At 73.5% G+C, this 16,335-nt stretch carries 11 protein-coding genes; 2 read left to right on the top strand and 9 right to left on the bottom strand.

Features of this window, described 5'->3' with window-relative positions; translation table 11 throughout:
• Positions 1-199: 199 nt before the first annotated feature.
• From ACIBEC_RS15420 to pdxH, 9 genes are all read right to left on the bottom strand, one after another.
• Positions 200-919: an AAC(3) family N-acetyltransferase gene (locus tag ACIBEC_RS15420; RefSeq protein WP_360494639.1), complete on the bottom strand. Its 720-nt coding sequence runs from the start codon at positions 917-919 to the stop codon at positions 200-202.
• 182 nt (positions 920-1,101) lie between these two features.
• Positions 1,102-3,528: an FxsB family cyclophane-forming radical SAM/SPASM peptide maturase gene (locus tag ACIBEC_RS15415; protein WP_360494641.1), complete on the bottom strand. Its 2,427-nt coding sequence runs from the start codon at positions 3,526-3,528 to the stop codon at positions 1,102-1,104.
• Between the two features lie 64 nt (positions 3,529-3,592).
• Positions 3,593-3,778, bottom strand: coding sequence for a hypothetical protein (locus ACIBEC_RS15410; protein WP_360494643.1), 186 nt, complete (start codon positions 3,776-3,778; stop codon positions 3,593-3,595).
• Between the two features lie 318 nt (positions 3,779-4,096).
• Positions 4,097-5,188 (bottom strand): aKG-HExxH-type peptide beta-hydroxylase, encoded by a 1,092-nt coding sequence (locus tag ACIBEC_RS15405; RefSeq protein WP_360494646.1) that lies wholly within the window; start codon positions 5,186-5,188, stop codon positions 4,097-4,099.
• Positions 5,189-5,480: 292 nt separating this feature from the next.
• A complete protein-coding gene (locus ACIBEC_RS15400; RefSeq protein WP_360494649.1) occupies positions 5,481-6,710 on the bottom strand; it encodes an FxsB family cyclophane-forming radical SAM/SPASM peptide maturase in 1,230 nt (409 codons plus the stop codon).
• Between the two features lie 58 nt (positions 6,711-6,768).
• Positions 6,769-10,782, bottom strand: a complete 4,014-nt coding sequence (gene fxsT / locus ACIBEC_RS15395; RefSeq protein WP_360494652.1) for an FxSxx-COOH system tetratricopeptide repeat protein — start codon at positions 10,780-10,782, stop codon at positions 6,769-6,771.
• Complete coding sequence (locus ACIBEC_RS15390; protein ID WP_360494655.1) at positions 10,772-12,166, bottom strand: TIR-like protein FxsC; 1,395 nt, start codon at positions 12,164-12,166, stop codon at positions 10,772-10,774. Before ACIBEC_RS15390 ends, fxsT begins: the two co-directional genes overlap by 11 nt.
• 242 nt (positions 12,167-12,408) lie before the next feature.
• Positions 12,409-12,606, bottom strand: a complete 198-nt coding sequence (gene fxsA / locus ACIBEC_RS15385; protein WP_360494658.1) for an FxSxx-COOH cyclophane-containing RiPP peptide — start codon at positions 12,604-12,606, stop codon at positions 12,409-12,411.
• A gap of 205 nt (positions 12,607-12,811) precedes the next feature.
• Positions 12,812-13,444, bottom strand: a complete 633-nt coding sequence (gene pdxH / locus ACIBEC_RS15380) for a pyridoxamine 5'-phosphate oxidase (protein WP_360494838.1) — start codon at positions 13,442-13,444, stop codon at positions 12,812-12,814.
• 417 nt (positions 13,445-13,861) lie between these two features.
• Between pdxH and ACIBEC_RS15375 the strand changes: the two genes are divergently transcribed.
• Both ACIBEC_RS15375 and serC read left to right on the top strand, forming a co-directional pair.
• The gene (locus ACIBEC_RS15375) at positions 13,862-14,962 is read left to right on the top strand and encodes a citrate synthase 2 (protein ID WP_360494660.1); all 1,101 of its coding nucleotides are present in this window, start codon (positions 13,862-13,864) and stop codon (positions 14,960-14,962) included.
• A gap of 150 nt (positions 14,963-15,112) precedes the next feature.
• Positions 15,113-16,231 carry a phosphoserine transaminase gene (gene serC, locus ACIBEC_RS15370; protein WP_360494663.1) on the top strand — a complete coding sequence of 373 codons (1,119 nt, stop codon included), beginning with the start codon at positions 15,113-15,115 and terminating at the stop codon, positions 16,229-16,231.
• The last annotated feature ends 104 nt before the right edge of the window (positions 16,232-16,335 follow it).

Raw genomic sequence — 16,335 nt, 5'->3', positions numbered from 1 at the left:
GCGGATGGCCGGAGAGGACGGGGAGGACGAGCCGGGCAGGGTCGGGGTCGAAGCTCCACGGCCAGCCGGCACCGGGAAAGGAAAGCCCCGGCGACGCCCACGGAGCGTGGTTGCCATCGCGGACGACGACACGACCGCCGAGTCGGCCTGGCCGACTTCCCGCGCACGGCGGTTCGGGGCGACGGGCGACCGGGCGGATTCAGGTGGTGCGGGTGCGACGGAGGACCTGCTCCGCCAGGTCGACGGCCTCCCGGACCGGGACGAGGCGGCAGGTGGCGCCGCCGATGTGGGCGGTGGTGATGCCGTGGGCGAGGCGCAGGACCTCGGCGCCCAGCCCGGCGAAGTGGAGGTCGTCCAAGTCCGGTGCCTTGAAGACCGTCCAGCCGTCCTCCCCCACGCAGCGGTACTCGCGGACGGGGACGTCGGGCAGCCGCAGGTCGGCGAGGTGGAAGGCGGTGAAGCGGTCGATCGGGACGCCGATCATCAGGACCCGGGCGTCCAGGTCGTAGAGCCGACCCAGGGGGGAGTCGAGGCCCAGGTGGCATTCGTCGGGGTGTCGGCCGGTGATCTCCTGCGCGTGGCGGCCGAGCGCCGCCCAGGAGGTCTGCGGGTGGCGGCTGCGGAGCGCGCCGGGGTGGGTGCGGATGGCCTCCGACAGGGCGCCCATGGTGGGCGACGCCGGGGTGGTGGACGGGTCGAAGCGCGGCATCCGGGCCTGGTAGTCGGCGACTTCCTCCGGGGAGCGTCCGGCCACCGCGGCCTGGTGGATGCGTGAGGTGGCGGAGTTCTCGGGGGTGGCCGTGTAGGCGACCAGGGTGCCGTCGGGGCCCAGGATGTCCAACAGGGCGTCGATCACGCCGGCGGCCCCGCCCGGCACCGGGCCGAGGGTGCGCAGGGACGCCTGGACGTGCAGCACCATGCCCGGGCGGACCCCGAGGTCGGCGAATGCGCGGCGCAGGGGGCGGACGTGGGAGCGGACAGGGTCGGCGACGGCGACGTCTGCGACGGCGACGCTGCCGACACGGGGTTCGGTGAGGATGACGGTTCCCCGGGGTTGAGGGCCCCGGGCGAGGGAGGTCCCGGGGCGGGCGGAGTGGGAGATCAGACCCCGGCCCGTTCGTGTCGTGCCCGGTCGGCCGCGTGCTCGGCGGCGGCGGGCAGCGACAGGGCGAGCCAGGGTGTGACGGTGGCACGCATGCCGTCGGCGAAGCGCAAGCCGGTCCCGGTCAGGGCTCCGGACTCGGCGAGCCGTTCCACGGCTTCGGCGGTGTACTGCCGCCAGAGCGCGAATTGTGCGCGCGTCCGGTCGGCGGCTTCGCCGGGCAGGCCGTCGTACGCGAGGGTGCGGGTGCCCCAGTACTCGGTGACGGCCAGGTGGGCGTACGTGCCTTGGAGCAGCCCTTCGAGCGGCCGGGGGTCGGGCCGCCAGGGCGCGAAGTACAGCGTGGTGTCGTCGCGGTCGTACAGGTCCGTGAGGTCCAGTACGGCGCCGAGTTTGACGTGTTGGAATTCGTGCGCGAGCAGGAGCGCGAGGGTGGGCGCGGTGGCCGGCCGGGCGATGCCGACGGCGCCGTACGCCTGCCGGGCCGCCGAGCTGACGTCCCGGCCTGCCGGGCCCGGCCGCAACGGGGTGACCGTCGCCAGTCCGGTCCGGATGCCTTCCGCGTACGCGGGCAGGTCCCGCCCGAGCAGTTCCCAGGCTTCGCGCAACGCGCCGGTCCAGTCGAGCAGTTCGCCGCCGGGCAGCCGGTCCGCGACCGGGTGGTCGTGGCAGTCGCGCAGCGGGTCGGTGTCCTCCAGGGCGAGGGTCCACCCGCCGGCCAGCCGGATCCGCCGCAGCGGCTCGTCCAGCCCCGTGCGCACCGAGCCGTCGCAGGCCCGTACCTCGAAGCCGTCCGCCCGACCGGTGACCACCACCTCCCCGTCCGGTACGGCGATCCGCCCGAGCGTCGGCAGGTGCAGCCACCCGCCTCGCACGGGCACCGGCACCGCGTCCCCCCGCCCGGCCCGCACCGCCGCGGCTGCGGCCAGCGCGGCCAGCGGGCCGAGCCCGACCGGGAGGTCGCCGGCGAGCCGCCGGGCCGCCCAGGCCCGGGCGTACGGGTGGGTGAGGACGGCGTCGACAGCGGCGGGGGCTTCGACGTCCAGTGCGGACAGCAGGGCCCACGCCTCGGGCCGCCCCTGTCCGGAGGCGTCCCAGGCGGCGGCCAGCATCGCCCGGGTGAGGGCGAGTTGGGAGCGGCCGAGTGCGGCGACGGTGTCCGCGCCGCCGTACCCGCGCGCGAGTTCGTCGAGTTGCGACGACGTGAGCGCGCCCGGCAGCAACGGCTCGACACCGGGTGGCAACAACTCGGCTGCGGGCAGTGGCGGTTCACCCGCCCGTACCGGCACGGCAGCCGAAGGGCCGCTCCCCGCGAGACCGTTGATGAGCGCCATGAGATCACCGCAGTAGACGGAGGGATGGTCGAAGCTGTCTCCCCCATCGTCGCTCCGGAAGCGGTGGGCGTACAGCCCGCCACCGCAGGAGCGGACCACGGAGCAGGCGCGGCAGGCCTCGCTCAGTCCGGCCAGGCCGGACTGACGGGCGGCGATGCCGGGGTGGCGGGCGAGGTCGTCGAGGCTGTGCGCGAAAACGTTCATCCCGGTGGCGGGCGCGCCGTCGTACGCGGTCTTCAGGCTGTCGGCCTGCTCGAAGGTGCCGTCGGTCTCAAGGACCGCCAGGTCCGAGGGCTCCAGCCCGAGCGACTCGGTGAGGCTGGAGAGTCCGCGCAGGGTGCGGTGCACGGATTCGAAGGTCCGTACGGCGAACGGGCGGCCGTCCGCTTCCCACAGCCGGTGGACGGTCAGCAGCCAGTCGGCGTACGGGGTGGCGCCCAGGGCTTCGGGGCGTTTGGGCGGCTCGACCCAGGTGGCATGGGGGAGTAGGAAGTCCACGGCGGGCGGGCGGAGTTCGGCCAGCGCCCGGTACACGGCCACCGGGTCGTTCTCGACGTCCATCGTGCAGAGCAGCCCGGCGAAGAGGTGCCGGTACTCGGGTTTGTTCAGCAGTGCGACGGCCCGCAGCACCTGCGGATGGCTGGTGCGGCCGTCGGCGAAGCGCCGGTGGCGGTCGTTGGCGGCCCTGTCGCCGTCCAGCGAGATGCCGACCTTGAGGTCCAGCTCCGCGAACAGCGTGCAGAAGGCGCGACTCAGCAGCACGCCGTTGGTGTGGATGCGCAGGTCGAGCGCGCAGCCGGGCGGGAGCGCCGCGCGGAACGCCTCGGCGGCGCGGCGCAAGCGGTCCGGGCCGGCGAGCAGGGGTTCTCCCCCGTGCAGGACGACCCGGACGGCGGGCAGCCGGTGGGCGGCCGCGTGCTCGCCGATGCGTTCGGCGGCCTTGGCCAGGATCCCGTCCGCGAGGACCTTCGGGCGGGAGCTCCAGCTGCGATCCGCGTGCTCGTAGACGTAGCAGTGGTCGCAGGCGAGATCGCACCTGCTGTGCATCTTGACCACGAACTGCGTCAGGGGCAGCGGAATTGACGTCGTCATGGAACTGTTCGGAGATCCGTTCGGATCGGCTCGGTCTGGGTGCGGCTCGGTGGTCCGGGCCGGGTCAGATCGAGGAGTTGAAGGCCGCTACCGGCACGAGGCCGGAATCCGCGCCGGGGAGCGCGCGCTGGAGGCGGGAGGCGAGTTCCCCCGCTCCGAGGGCGGCGAGGTCGGCGAGGGACGGGCGTTCCGGCGTCTCCTGAGTGTCAGTGAGCTTGCCGGCCGGCTTGGTGCTGATTACCGGTGTCATATTCGTTTCCTTAGGCGCGGTTAGGACCTGCCGAGGGCGGGTAAGCCCACCCGATTGAGACCAAATGTAGTGCCCGCGAAGACTCCGCGCGGCACCTTGCGGACTCAAGTTGGGCTCCCCGGGCGGCCGACGTCGCACGACGGCCCGCAGAACCCCCGAGAATTCACCCGTTCAGCGGTCGCGCACTTCGCCGTGGCGCGCGCCGAAGCGTGTCGCCGGGCCGAGCGCCAGGGCCGCCACCCGGGTCAGCGTACGAATCCCCCGGTTGATTCCCCTCATCCACACCCGCCGGGGCGCGACGGCCCTCCCCCGAACGGCTCAACCACGCCGCCCCCCACCACCCAGTTCGCGGACGGAACGAACCAACTCCTCCGTGAACTCCCTCCCCTGCGCCGTCAGTTCGCCACACTCCAGCAGGGTTCCGGCGGCCGCCAGGGTGTGCGCCCGCCAGCGCACGAACTCCCGCTCCGCACGACCCGCCCCACCCGCACCGGCGGCAGCCTCCGCGCACCAGAAGTCCGCGACGCCCAGGTGCGCGTACGTGCCCTGCAACAGCGCGCCCGCCGGACGCAGGTCGGGCCGCCAGGGGGCGTGGTAGACGGCCGGGCCGTTGGGCCGGTGCAGCGGCACCAGGTCCAGCAGCGCGCCGAGTTGGACGTGCAGGAACTCGTGGACCAACGCCAGCGCCAGCAATACCGGATCGTCCGGCAGCGAGGCCGCCACCGCCCCGTACGCCCGCCGGGCCGCCGCACTGACCGCCTCCCCACCGGGGGCCGGGCGCAGCGGGACGACCGTGGCGACGCAGGCCGCCACGGCCTCGGCGTGGCGCCGGTGGCGGCGCACCAGGATCCGCCAGGCCTCGGACAACCGCTCCTCCCAGCAGGCGAGTTCGGCCTCCGACAACGGCCCGGCCGGAGGGCGCCCGTAGTCCACCCGGCGCGGCCCCGCATGGTCGACGGAGGGCGCCCAGCGCAGCCCGTCACACTCCAGCACCAGCGCCCGGCCGCCATCCGCCCGGAGAAACTCCCCCAGGCCGCCCAACTCACCAGCCCTTCCCGACGGACCGTCCGTGCCACCCGCGACAGCACGCAGGCAGTCAGCCGCCCAGGCGTCCAACTCCGGCCGCAGCAGCACCTCCTCCCACCGCGCCCGGTCCTCGAGCCGCAGCACCCGCACCCGCCCGTACGCCTCGCGGTAACCCTCGTGCTCCGGCGCCGCCCGGAGCAGCGCGAGCAGCAGCAGCGCGCGCTTGCTCAACTGCCCGGCGCGCAGCACCCGGACGGCCTCCGGCCCGCCGCGCGCGCCGGCGATCGCCCGGAACGTCGCCCGATCCACGCCATGCCGGGGCAGCCCGTCCACCCCACGCGCGCCGGGAACCCCGGCCGCCACCGCCTCGCCCGTACCCGCCACCGCTCCTCCTCCATGCCGCCCGCATCCGCCCCGCAGTCTCCCCCCGGCGTACCGAACAATCCGGCCAACGACCGCGCATGACCCAAACGGACGACCCCCCACCCCCACCCCCACCCCCAGCAACACCCACACCCACACCCCCCTCCCCCTCCCCTCCTCCCCCCTCCACCAGCGAGAGGGACGCGCTGCGGGAGGGGCGGCGCAGGGGGTGGCCCGGAGAGGGGCGTTGCGGGTGATTTTCAGACTGCCAACGGCGATCAGCACCCCACCCACAGAGTCGGCAGTCGGAAAATCATCCAGCCCCCGGAGCGGCCACCCCCGGAGCCGCCCCGCACCCACCCTCCCGGGAGCCCCACCCCCGGAGCCCCTCCCGCAGTCGCCCCCCCATGTGCCGGACCAGCCGGTCCAGGTCCGCGCAGTACACCGACGGGTGCCCGAAGCCCCCGCCCGCACCGTCCCCCGCCCACCGGTGCGCGTACAGCCCGCCGCCGCAGACCCGGGCCAGCGGACACCCGGCGCAGACCGGTCCGAGCCCGGCGAGGCCGCGCTGGCGGGCCCGGAAGGCGGGGTGCGCGGCCGCCTCCGCGAAGCCGTGCCGCCACACGTCCAGGCCGGTCCCCGGGGCGCCGTCGTACGCCGCTTTGAGGCTGTCCGCCTGCTCGATGGTGCCGTCCGCCTCGATCACCACCAGGTCGACCGGGGTCAGTCCGACCGCTTCGCTGGCGGCCCGGCCGCCGAGCAGCAGGACGGCCAGCTCCTCGAACAGCCGCACTCCGGTCTCCCGCCGCGGCGCGCCGTACCAGCGGTCGAAGGCGGCGATCAGCCACTCCCCGTACGGCGCCGGGTCCGCGCCGGACGGTGGCGCGCCGGGCACGGGCCGTGCGCGCAGTCCGGGTGGCGGGGCGAGCCAGGTCCCGTGGGGCAGCAGCAGGTCGAGTCGGGGCGGTGCGAACTCCAGGAGCGCTTCGTAGGTGTCCACCGGGTCGGCCGCCAGGTCGACGACGCACAGCAGGCCGGCGAACAGTTCCCGGTGCCGGTCCGTGCCGAGCAGCCGCACCGCCTCGGCGGTCCGTGCCCAGCTGCCCACGCCGGAGGGCAGCCGGCGGTGCCGGTCGTGGTCGGCCCGGGTGCCGTCGAGGGACACCCCGACCGCGACCCGGTGCCGGTGCAGGACGTCGAGGAGTGAGGGCTCCTCCAGCAGCCGCAGCCCGTTGGTCTGCAGGCTGAACCGCACCCGCGGGCCGCCCGCCACCGCGCCGCTCAACTCGCCGAGCAGTGCGTCCAGATGGCCTGTTCCGACGAGCAGCGGCTCGCCGCCGTGGAGCACCACGGAGATCTCGTCCAGCCCGTGTTCGGCGGCGTGTTCGGCGATCCGCCGGGCGGTGCGGCGGACCGTCGCGAGTTCCATCCGCCGGGGCCGCCGGCGCCAGCTCTGGTCCGCGCTCTCGTACACGTAGCAGTAGTCGCAGGCCAGGTTGCACCGACTGTGGATCTTCAGCAGGAACTGCCGGAACGGCACCATGCCCGTGAGCCTAGCGCCGCCCGACAAGCCTCCCGACCCGCCGTCTCCTGACGTGCCGTCACACGTGCGGCGGCTCCACGTCCGAGTCCAGTCGCGCTCCCGCCCGCACCGCCACCGTCGTGGGGTGCTCCTCTCCCAGTGTCACCTGCGCCCGCCGGATGCAGTCCGCCCGCAGCTCGGCGGCGCGTTCGGCCTGTCCGGAGGCGGCCAGCGACAGCGAGAGGTTGGACTTGATGCCGATGGAGTCGTAGTGGTCGGGGCCGAGGGCTTCGGACATCAGTGGCGCGGCCTCCAGTTCCAGGTCGAGCGCGGCCTGGGTCCGGCCGGACAGCGCCAGGTCGTTGGCGTGGTTCATCATCGCGATCGGGATGTAGAGGTGGTGGGCGCCGAGGACGGCCCGGAACTGCGTCAGGGTGCGCCCGGACAGCTCCAGCGCCTCCTGGGTGCGTCCCGCCAGCCGCAGGTAGACCGACAGGTTGTTGGCGCCGGCCAGCGTCACCGGGTGGTTCTCGCCCAGGTAGTCGCGGTACCGCGCGAGCGCCCGTTCGGCCAGCGGGATGGCCCGGGTGGTGTCGCCGAGGGCACTGAGGTCGCTGGCGAGGTTGGTGGCGGCGGCCAGGGTGTCGGGGTGCTCGGCGCCGTTGATGTCCAGGTAGCGCTGGTAGATGTCCTCGTCTATCTCCAGGGCTTCGTGGTAGCGGCCGGCCCGGCGCAGTGCCACGGCGAGGTTCTTGCGGGCGCGCAGGGTGTCGGTGTGGCCGTCGCCGATGGTCTGCTGGTAGATCCGGACGGTCTCCTCCAGCAGGTCCAGGGCCTCCCGCAGCCGCCCGGTCTCGCGCAGGTCGCGGGCGTAGTTGGAGGCGGAGGACAGCGCGTAGAGGCTGTGCGCGCCGAGCGCGTCGCGCTGCTGGAGGTAGTTGCTGCGGTGCCGTTCCAGGGCGGCCCGGCGGTCGCCGGCCAGGTAGTCGGAGACGGCGAGGTTGTTGGTGATCATCAGGGTGCGCGGGTGGTCGGGGCCCAGGGTGCGCCGGGCGGCGTCCAGGGTCCGGCGGTCGAGCGCCCGGGCCTCGTCGTAGCGGCCGAGGAAGCGCAGGTCGGCGCCGAGGCTGTTGGCGACGGCGAGGGTGTGCGAGTGCTCGGGGCCCAGGGTCGCGGTGAAGCGGTCCAGGATGTCCCGGTCCATCTCGTAGGCCTCCTGGAGGGCGCCCTGGGAGCGGCGGATGTTGCTCAGCTGGGTGCGCAGCATGAGCGTCTGGGCGTCGTTGTCGGCGTCGAAGCCGGGGCCGCCGTAGCCGTCCTGGCGCCAGTGTTCCAGGGTCCGTTCGGCCAGTTCGCGGCCGGACTCGTGCAGGCTGCGCTTCCACTGGTAGCGGACCGAGTCGATGATCCACTGCCGGACGTCCTCGTCGGCGCTGTCGACGGCCCCGGACGGCCAGAGGTGGGGCAGGAGTTCGGCGTACTCGGACCAGTTGGCGGGGACGTCCGGGTCGCCGGGGTTGGCGGTCGCGAGTGCGGCGTGGACGACGCCGCGCAGTTCGGCCCGCCGCTCCTCCTCGACCTGGTCCCGGAGGACGGCCTGGACCAGCCGGTGCACGGTGATGGTCTCGCTGCCCTGGTCGGTGCGGGCGAGCCCGAACCGGTTGATGGCGCGCAGGAATTCGCCGATCGCGAGCTTGTCGCGGGGCGCGCGCGGGGGCAGCCGCAGGGCGCGGGTGACGGCCCGGCTGTAGAGCAGTCGCATCGGGATGGCGTCGGGGCCGAAGAAGGCGCAGATCTCCAGGATCTGGGCGGCCGGGGCGTTCATCCGGCGGAGTTCCTCGACGGAGATGCGCCAGGTCGCGGCGGCCGAGTGCGGGTAGTCGGCGGTGCGCAGCCGGGTGCGCTCCAGCATCTCGGTGAGCTCCTCGTCGAGGAGCTCGAGGTAGGTGGCGATCGGCATCGACGTCTCCTGGAGCCAGACGGCGGCCTGGCCGACGGCGAGCGGCAGGTCGCCGAGGCGTTGCGCGACCTGGTCGGCGTCCTCCGGGGAGAGGCCGCTGTTGAAGCGGCGCAGCAGCCGGACGCTCTCCTCGCGGAGGAAGACGTCGACCTCCACCAGGCCGGCGTGCCGGGCCCAGCCCTGGTTGCGGGAGGTGATCAGCACATGCCCGCCGGAGGAGCCGGCCGGCTGCCAGGGGGCGAGTTCCTCGGGGGTGCCGGCGTTGTCGAAGACGAGCAGCCAGCGGCGGTACGGCTGGCCGCGGCGCAGCGCGTCGAGGACGGCGGCGGCGGTGTGGGCGACGTCGTCGCTGGTGGGCACGCCGAGCCGGGGGGCGAGTTCGGCGAGCTTCTGCGGGATGTTGGCGGGCTCCTCGGCGGGCACCCACCAGACCACGTCGTAAGCGGCCTTGAAGCGGTGCGCGTACTCGGCGGCGATCTGGGACTTGCCGGCGCCGCCGAAGCCGTAGAGCACCTGGCTGAGCACGGCGGCGGGGCCGCCGGTGAAGCGGTTGCGGAGCAGTTCGAGCAGTCGGCCGCGGCCGATGAAGGCGGCGTTGCGCGAGGGCGCTTCCTGGACCTGCGGCGCGGTGCCGGGGAAGCGTGCGGGTGCGATGATCTCGCCGCTGTCGGTGTCGAGTTGGCGGGTGCTGCCGGGTGGCGGGCCGAGTTCGCCGTACAGCTGGGACTCGGCGCCCGCCGCGGCGGAGCGGACCAGGTCGGGGGCGGCCTGTCCGGAGAACGGGCGGGGCACCGGCTCGTCCGAGTCCTGCAGCCGCAGGGCGACCAACGCCGGTGAGCCGGAGACGAGTTCCCGGCCCTGCAGGAGCTGCCAGACCTCGGCGGCACGGGGCAGGGCGGTGTACTCGGGCGAGAGCAGGGCGAGCAGCCGGCCCTGGCCTTCGAGCGGTCCGGCGACCTCCGGCGGCCGGGGGCCGGTGTACGGATCGGCGGCGTTGTGCAGGGAGGTCTGGTAGCCGAAGCGGGTGAGGGTGCCGGCGGCCCACTCGGCCCACATCCGGTCCTCGGGCGCGTAGCTCACGAAGACCTGGCGCGGCACCGCGCGGGCGGAGCGCAGGTAGGCGCCGTAGAGCCGGCGGCGGGTCTCGGAGGTGAGTGGGCGCAGGGTGCGGACCCGACCGTCGGTGATCCAACCGGCCAGCCGTTCGAAGGCGTTGAGCAGGCTGCGGGCCTCCTGCGGCCGGTCGGCGACGGTGGCGGGGACCTCCTCGTAGGCGTAGAACGGCTTGTACGGCACCTCGACGTCGGCCCAGTAGGCGGCCCGCCGGTCGCCGGGCAGCCAGCGGCCGAGGTAGGGCGCGAAGGCCTCGCGGGCGTAGTCGCGGCCGGCCTCCAGACGCTCCTGCTCCGCGTCCTCGACCCGCATCGGGACCGGGAGCACCCGGATCGCCCGTTCCTCGGCCTCGGCGATGGCCCGGGCGGCGTCGACGCCGCCGCGGATGTTCTGGGCGCTGAAGGTGAAGCAGTCCACGACGGTGTCGGGCATCAGGACGGTGCAGATGCCGGAGGTGTCGCTGACGCCGGTACGGCTGTCGATGAGCACGTAGTCGTACCCGCGCGCCCAGCGTTCGCGCAGTTCGCGCAGGAACTCGCCGCCGCGGATGTCCCGGCCGTGGTAGAAGCTGCGCCAGTTGAAGCTGGTGACGGCGGCGGCGTAGGCGGCGTTCTGGCGGCCGGCGGGCAGGAAGTCGAGCCGGCCGCCGGGCGGCAGGTCGAGGGCGAGGCCGCAGAGGTAGCCGTCGAGGCGGCCGGGTTCGTCCAGCCAGGCGGCCGGGGAGAGGCCGACCGGGCCGGTGGCGGAGGGCAGCGCCTGTTTGACGTAGGAGCGCAGCAGGTCGATCAGGCCGTCGGTGGAGTGCAGTTCGGGGTCGACCAGGAGCGGGTGGTAGTACCGGTGGAGGCCGGGGGCCTCCAGGTCCCAGTCGACGACCAGGACGCGCAGGCCCCGGCTGGCGAGGATCCAGCCGACGTTGGCCAGGGCCATGGTCCGGCCGGTGCCGCCCTTGAAGGAGTAGAACGTGACGACCGAACCCGGTCCGCCGCGCTCCGACTCTGCGCCGGGCTCAGTGGTCATCGTCCTGGTCTCCCCTCAACGGGACAGCGTTGTCCTTGCCACGACTCTGGTGCGGGAGGTCCGTGCGGCCCGGGCTCGGATCGAGGCGCGCGGGCGGGCCCTGGCGGGGTCCGGGCGGGCCGGCCGGGATGGACAGCCCTGGCATGGCCGGGCCGCCGCCGGGGCCGAAGCCGAAAGCGTCGCTGCCATCGTCCCCCCAATCCAGGTTGTCGTCCATGAGCTTGTTCTGAGCGACCGTCACCATGATGGTGAGGTCGTTGTCGAAGCTCTCCCGGCTCACTTTGACCCGGAACAAGTGCTCCATGTCGCTCCGGCGCAGCCAGTTGCGCCGGAACACGTCGCGTACGCCCGCCCACAGGGTGTCGCGCTCCGGCCCGTCGGCCGGGTCGGCGCTGCCGGTGGGCACCATCACGCCGGTGACGGGGTGGTTCTGGTCGTCGTACTCGCGCAGCGCGGAGCGGTAGCGCTCGCCGCCGGCCACCCACGGGTCCACCAGCAGGATGCTGACCTGGCTGTCCTCGCGGGCCTGGTCGAGCTTCCCGCCGAGGCCGCCGTCGACCTCCTCCAACGTGGTGGTGTGCCCGGCGGCGGTGATCACCTGCTGGGCGCGCGCCACCAGCGACGGGTTGGTGGGCGGATGGTAGGGCGCCCAGTGCCACGGCTTGGCGCCGTACCAGCCGCCCGCGCACGAGCCGCCCTCGGCGGCGGCCTCCGAGGCGCGCCCGGCCGCGATGAACAGCCGCACCATGCCGGGGGCGGAGACCACCTCCGGCGCCGCCGGGGGCGGGAAGTAGCCGCGCACCGTGCCGAGGTCGAACTCGGGCAGCTCGCCGAGCCGGCGCGCGGCCGCCTCCCGGACCCGCTCGGCGACCACCCGGACGACCTGTTCGTACGCCTCGCTCTGCGCGGTGCGCAGCAGGGCCCGCAGGCCGTACCGGGCGTAGGCCTCGCCCATGTCCGGCTGGGCCCACTGGATCTTGGTCACCTCGTCGGCCAGCTCGCCGGGCACGACGGGCTCCCAGAGCACCGGGATCAGGGCCGGGATGAGCTCCCCGCTGTCCTCGTGGTGGCGCCGGACCCGGCCGCGGAAGGCGGTCCACTCCTTGCCGCAGTACAGGCTGGTGAAGTAGGCCGGGGAGTAGAGCGCGATCATGGTCCGGCTGCGGCCCAGCATCGTCGCCAGCTTCTCGGCCCAGTCGTCGCCGAGCCGCAGCTGCTCGGTGTCGCGGTAGGCGAGTTCCTCGACGCGTACACCCGTCCCGACGAGCCGGCCGAGTTCGTCGCGCAGGTCGTTGAAGAACTGGTTGACGAAGGCGTCCTCGGCCTCGAAGTCACGACGCGCGTAGCTGAAGAAGAAGTACGGCCGTTGCTGTTCCTGCTCCATCACCCGTTCCCCCCGTGCCCGACGGTGCCGCGACGGCGCTGGTTTCATACCCCAGCATGTCGTGAACTCCACCGGCCGCGCTGGCGAGTTGGCGGATTCGGCCGCCCCGGTGGTTTAGCCGGTGATCAGGCGCACGCCCGCAGCCGAGCGCCGCTCCGGCGCCCGGGGGCGCACCGATGGGGGCATGGGCGCGCCGATGGGGGCGTGGGCGCGCCGAAGGAGTCGCGGGCGCCGGAGCCGCGCTACCGGCTACCGTCGAGCGACGACTGGAAGGCGGCGAGCGGCTCCGCGCCGGGAGTCAGGGCGTCCGCCACCACCCGGCGCAGCAGGTCACCCAGGACGGTGTCGGGCAGGGCGTCGAGCTCTTCGAGCGACAGGGCGGCGACGTCGACCAGGTCAGAGTCGAGTCCAGCGGCGGCTTCCGCACCGGTGACGCTCATCAGTCCCTCACTCGATCGTGCCGGCACAGCGCGTTGCTGGCCGGATGTGCCTCGACCCAGGTCCGCGACGGGCATCCTACACCCGAGGCGTGACGGTCCATCAGCTTCACGCCGCCGCCGCGCCCGGACCGACCCGGTCGGCCCACCGGGCTCGCGAGGCCCCCGGAACCCGCAACGCCCGCAACGCCCGCGGGCCCCGTCGCACTCACGGGCAGAGCCGTTCGACCCGCCACCCCGTCGGGCTCGCCGGGTCGGCGAGGTAGCGGAGCCGGTCGTGCAGGCGGTTCTCGCGGCCCTGCCAGAATTCGACGCTCTCCGGGACCACCCGGTACCCGCCCCAGAAGGGGGGGACGGGCACGCCCTCGCCCTCCGGGTAGCGGCGTTCCAGTTCGGCGTAGCGCTGTTCGAGGACCTCGCGCCCGCCGACCGGGCTGGACTGCTCGCTGGCCCAGGCGCCCAGCTGGGAGCCGTGCGGGCGGGTACGGAAGTAGGCGGCGGTCTCGTCGCGGCCGACCTTCTCCACCCGGCCCTGGACGGTCACCTGGCGGGCCAGGGCGATCCACGGGAACAGCAGCGCGGCGTACGGGTTGGCGGCGAGCTCGGAGCCCTTGCGGGAGCCGTAATTGGTGAAGAACACGAAGCCGCGCAGGTCGTAGCCCTTGAGCAGGACGGTACGGGAGCTGGGCCGCCCCTCGGCGTCGGCGGTGGAGAGCACCATGGCGTTGGGCTCCGTGACCCCGGCGTCGTCCGCCTCGTGGAACCAGCGGGTGAACTGGCCGATCGGCTCGGGCGCGAGCTGCTCCTCGACCAGGCCCTCGTGGACGTAGTGCTTGCGCATCACGGTGAGGTCCGGGCCGGGGCGGGCCTCGTCGGCCAGGGTCCGGGTGACGGGGCTCGGGGGTGTCGACTGGGCGGGTTCCGGGGTCTGCACGCCAACATCATCCCGTACGACAAGCAACGGGCACCGCTACCTCCGGACAAACCCCGGTGGGAGATAAGGTGTCTCGCCACCGCTTGGCCGCCCGTCGTGCGGAGAATTGTCCGGAACCGGGGGTTTGGTTCCGGGTTTCTCCCGGGCACGACCGACCCTCGACGGGAGAGTCGAGCGGGCCTACGGCAAACATCACCACGGTGGTGTATGGCGCAATGCACCCCGTGCCTGTCACTCTGGCACCGAGTGCCAACCACGATTCGGTCACTGGTATGCCGCCCCACCACGGCGGAGCGCCGAACACAGAACTGAAGGAGCCGTCGCATGTCCGATTTCGTACCCGGGCTTGAGGGAGTCGTCGCGTTCGAGAGCGAGATCGCCGAGCCCGACCGGGAAGGCGGCGCCCTGCGGTACCGCGGTGTCGACATCGACGACCTGGTCGGCAACGTCTCCTTCGGGCACGTCTGGGGCCTGTTGGTGGACGGCAAGTTCAACCCCGGCCTGCCGGCCGCCGAGCCGTTCCCGATCCCGGTGCACTCCGGCGACATCCGGGTCGACGTGCAGTCGGCGCTCGCCATGCTCGCCCCGGTCTGGGGCCTCAAGCCGCTGCTGGACATCTCCGCCGAGCAGGCCCGCGACGACCTCGCCCGCGCCGCCGTGATGGCGCTGTCCTACGTCGCCCAGTCGGCTCGCGGCCAGGGCCTGCCGATGGTCCCGCAGAGCGAGATCGACAAGGCCGAGACGGTCGTCGAGCGGTTCATGATCCGCTGGCGGGGCGAGCCGGACCCGAAGCACGTCAAGGCCGTCGACGCCTACTGGACCTCGGCCGCCGAGCACGGCATGAACGCCTCCACCTTCACCGCCCGGGTCATCGCCTCCACCGGCGCCGACGTCGCGGCCGCCCTCTCCGGCGCGGTCGGCGCGATGTCGGGCCCGCTGCACGGCGGCGCCCCCTCCCGCGTGCTCGGCATGATCGAGGAGATCGAGCGCACCGGCGACGCCACCGCCTGGGTCAAGAACGCCCTGGACAAGGGCGAGCGCCTGATGGGCTTCGGCCACCGCGTCTACCGCGCCGAGGACCCGCGCGCCCGCGTGCTGCGCCGCACCGCCAAGGAGCTCGGCGCGCCGCGCTTCGAGGTCGCCGAGGCACTGGAGAAGGCCGCGCTGGAGGAGCTGCACAACCGCCGCCCCGACCGTGTGCTGGCCACCAACGTCGAGTTCTGGGCCGCCATCATGCTGGACTTCGCCGAGGTTCCGGCCCACATGTTCACCTCGATGTTCACCTGCGCCCGCACCGCCGGCTGGTCGGCGCACATCCTGGAGCAGAAGCGCACGGGCCGGCTCGTGCGCCCCTCCGCGCGCTACATCGGCCCCGGCCCGCGCCGTCCCGAGGCGATCGAGGGCTGGGACGCCATCGCCCGCTGACCGCACCGGACGACCGTCCGCACAGTGCCCCTGACCAGCGGGTCCGGCCTCGGCCGGGCCCGCTGTCGGCATCTCTGAGCAGCGAAGATCACAGTCTCAGCGGGCGGACGACCGTACCCCCGCCCGGCCCCCGGCCGGTAGGCTGCGCGCGTGGCTCAGATCCAGATCCCCGCTGACATCAAGCCCGCAGACGGCCGTTTCGGCTGCGGACCGTCCAAGGTGCGCCCCGAGGCCCTGAGTGCCCTCGCCGCCACCCAGACCTCCCTGCTCGGCACCTCCCACCGCCAGGCCCCGGTCAAGAACCTGGTCAAGCGCGTACGCGAGGGCGTGAGCAGCCTCTTCTCGCTGCCCGAGGGCTACCAGGTCGTCCTCGGCAACGGCGGCTCCACCGCCTTCTGGGACATCGCCGCCTTCGGCCTGGTGCGGGAGAAGTCCCAGCACCTGGACTTCGGCGAGTTCTCCTCGAAGTTCGGCGCCTCGGTCAAGGCCGCGCCGTGGCTCGCCGAGCCGAGCGTGATCAAGACCGCCCCGGGCACCCACCCGCTGCCGGTCGCCGAGGCCGGTGTGGACGTCTACGGACTCACCCACAACGAGACCTCGACCGGCGTCGCGATGCCGATCAAGCGCCCGGCCGGCGCGGACGAGGGCTCGCTGGTCCTGGTGGACGCCACCTCGGGCGCCGGCGGCCTGCCGGTCGACATCACCGAGACGGACGTCTACTACTTCGCCCCGCAGAAGTCCTTCGCCTCCGAGGGCGGCCTGTGGCTGGCCACCTTCTCCCCGGCCGCCCTGGAGCGCGCCGCCGAGATCGCCGCCTCCGGCCGCTACATCCCGCCGTTCTTCTCGCTGCCGACGGCCATCGACAACTCGTCGAAGGACCAGACGTACAACACCCCGTCGATCGCCACGCTCTTCCTGCTGGCCGACCAGCTGGAGTGGCTGAACGGCAACGGCGGGCTGGACTGGGCCGTCGCCCGGACCGCCGACTCCTCCTCCCGGCTGTACGCCTGGGCCGAGAAGTCCTCCTTCGCCACCCCCTTCGTGGCGAACCCGGCCGAGCGCTCCCAGGTGGTCGGCACCATCGACTTCGACGAGTCGGTGGACGCCGCCGCGGTCGCCAAGGCACTGCGTGCCAACGGCATCGTGGACACCGAGCCGTACCGCAAGCTGGGCCGCAACCAGCTGCGCATCGCGATGTTCCCGGCGATCGACCCGGCGGACGTCGAGGCGCTCACCCAGTGCATCGACTACGTGGTCGAGCAGCTCTGAGCACCAGCTGAGCACCCGCTGAGGCGTGCGTGAGGGCCACCACCCACCCGGGTGGTGGCCCTCACAGCCGTTTCCGGTCTACCGGCCGGCCAGTGAGCTGATCA

The organism is Kitasatospora sp. NPDC051164 (assembly GCF_044455625.1).
In the GTDB taxonomy this organism is placed as follows: Bacteria; Actinomycetota; Actinomycetes; order Streptomycetales; family Streptomycetaceae; genus Kitasatospora.
Note: the sequence above shows the minus strand (reverse complement) of the source record. Positions and strands in the feature narration are given on the sequence as shown.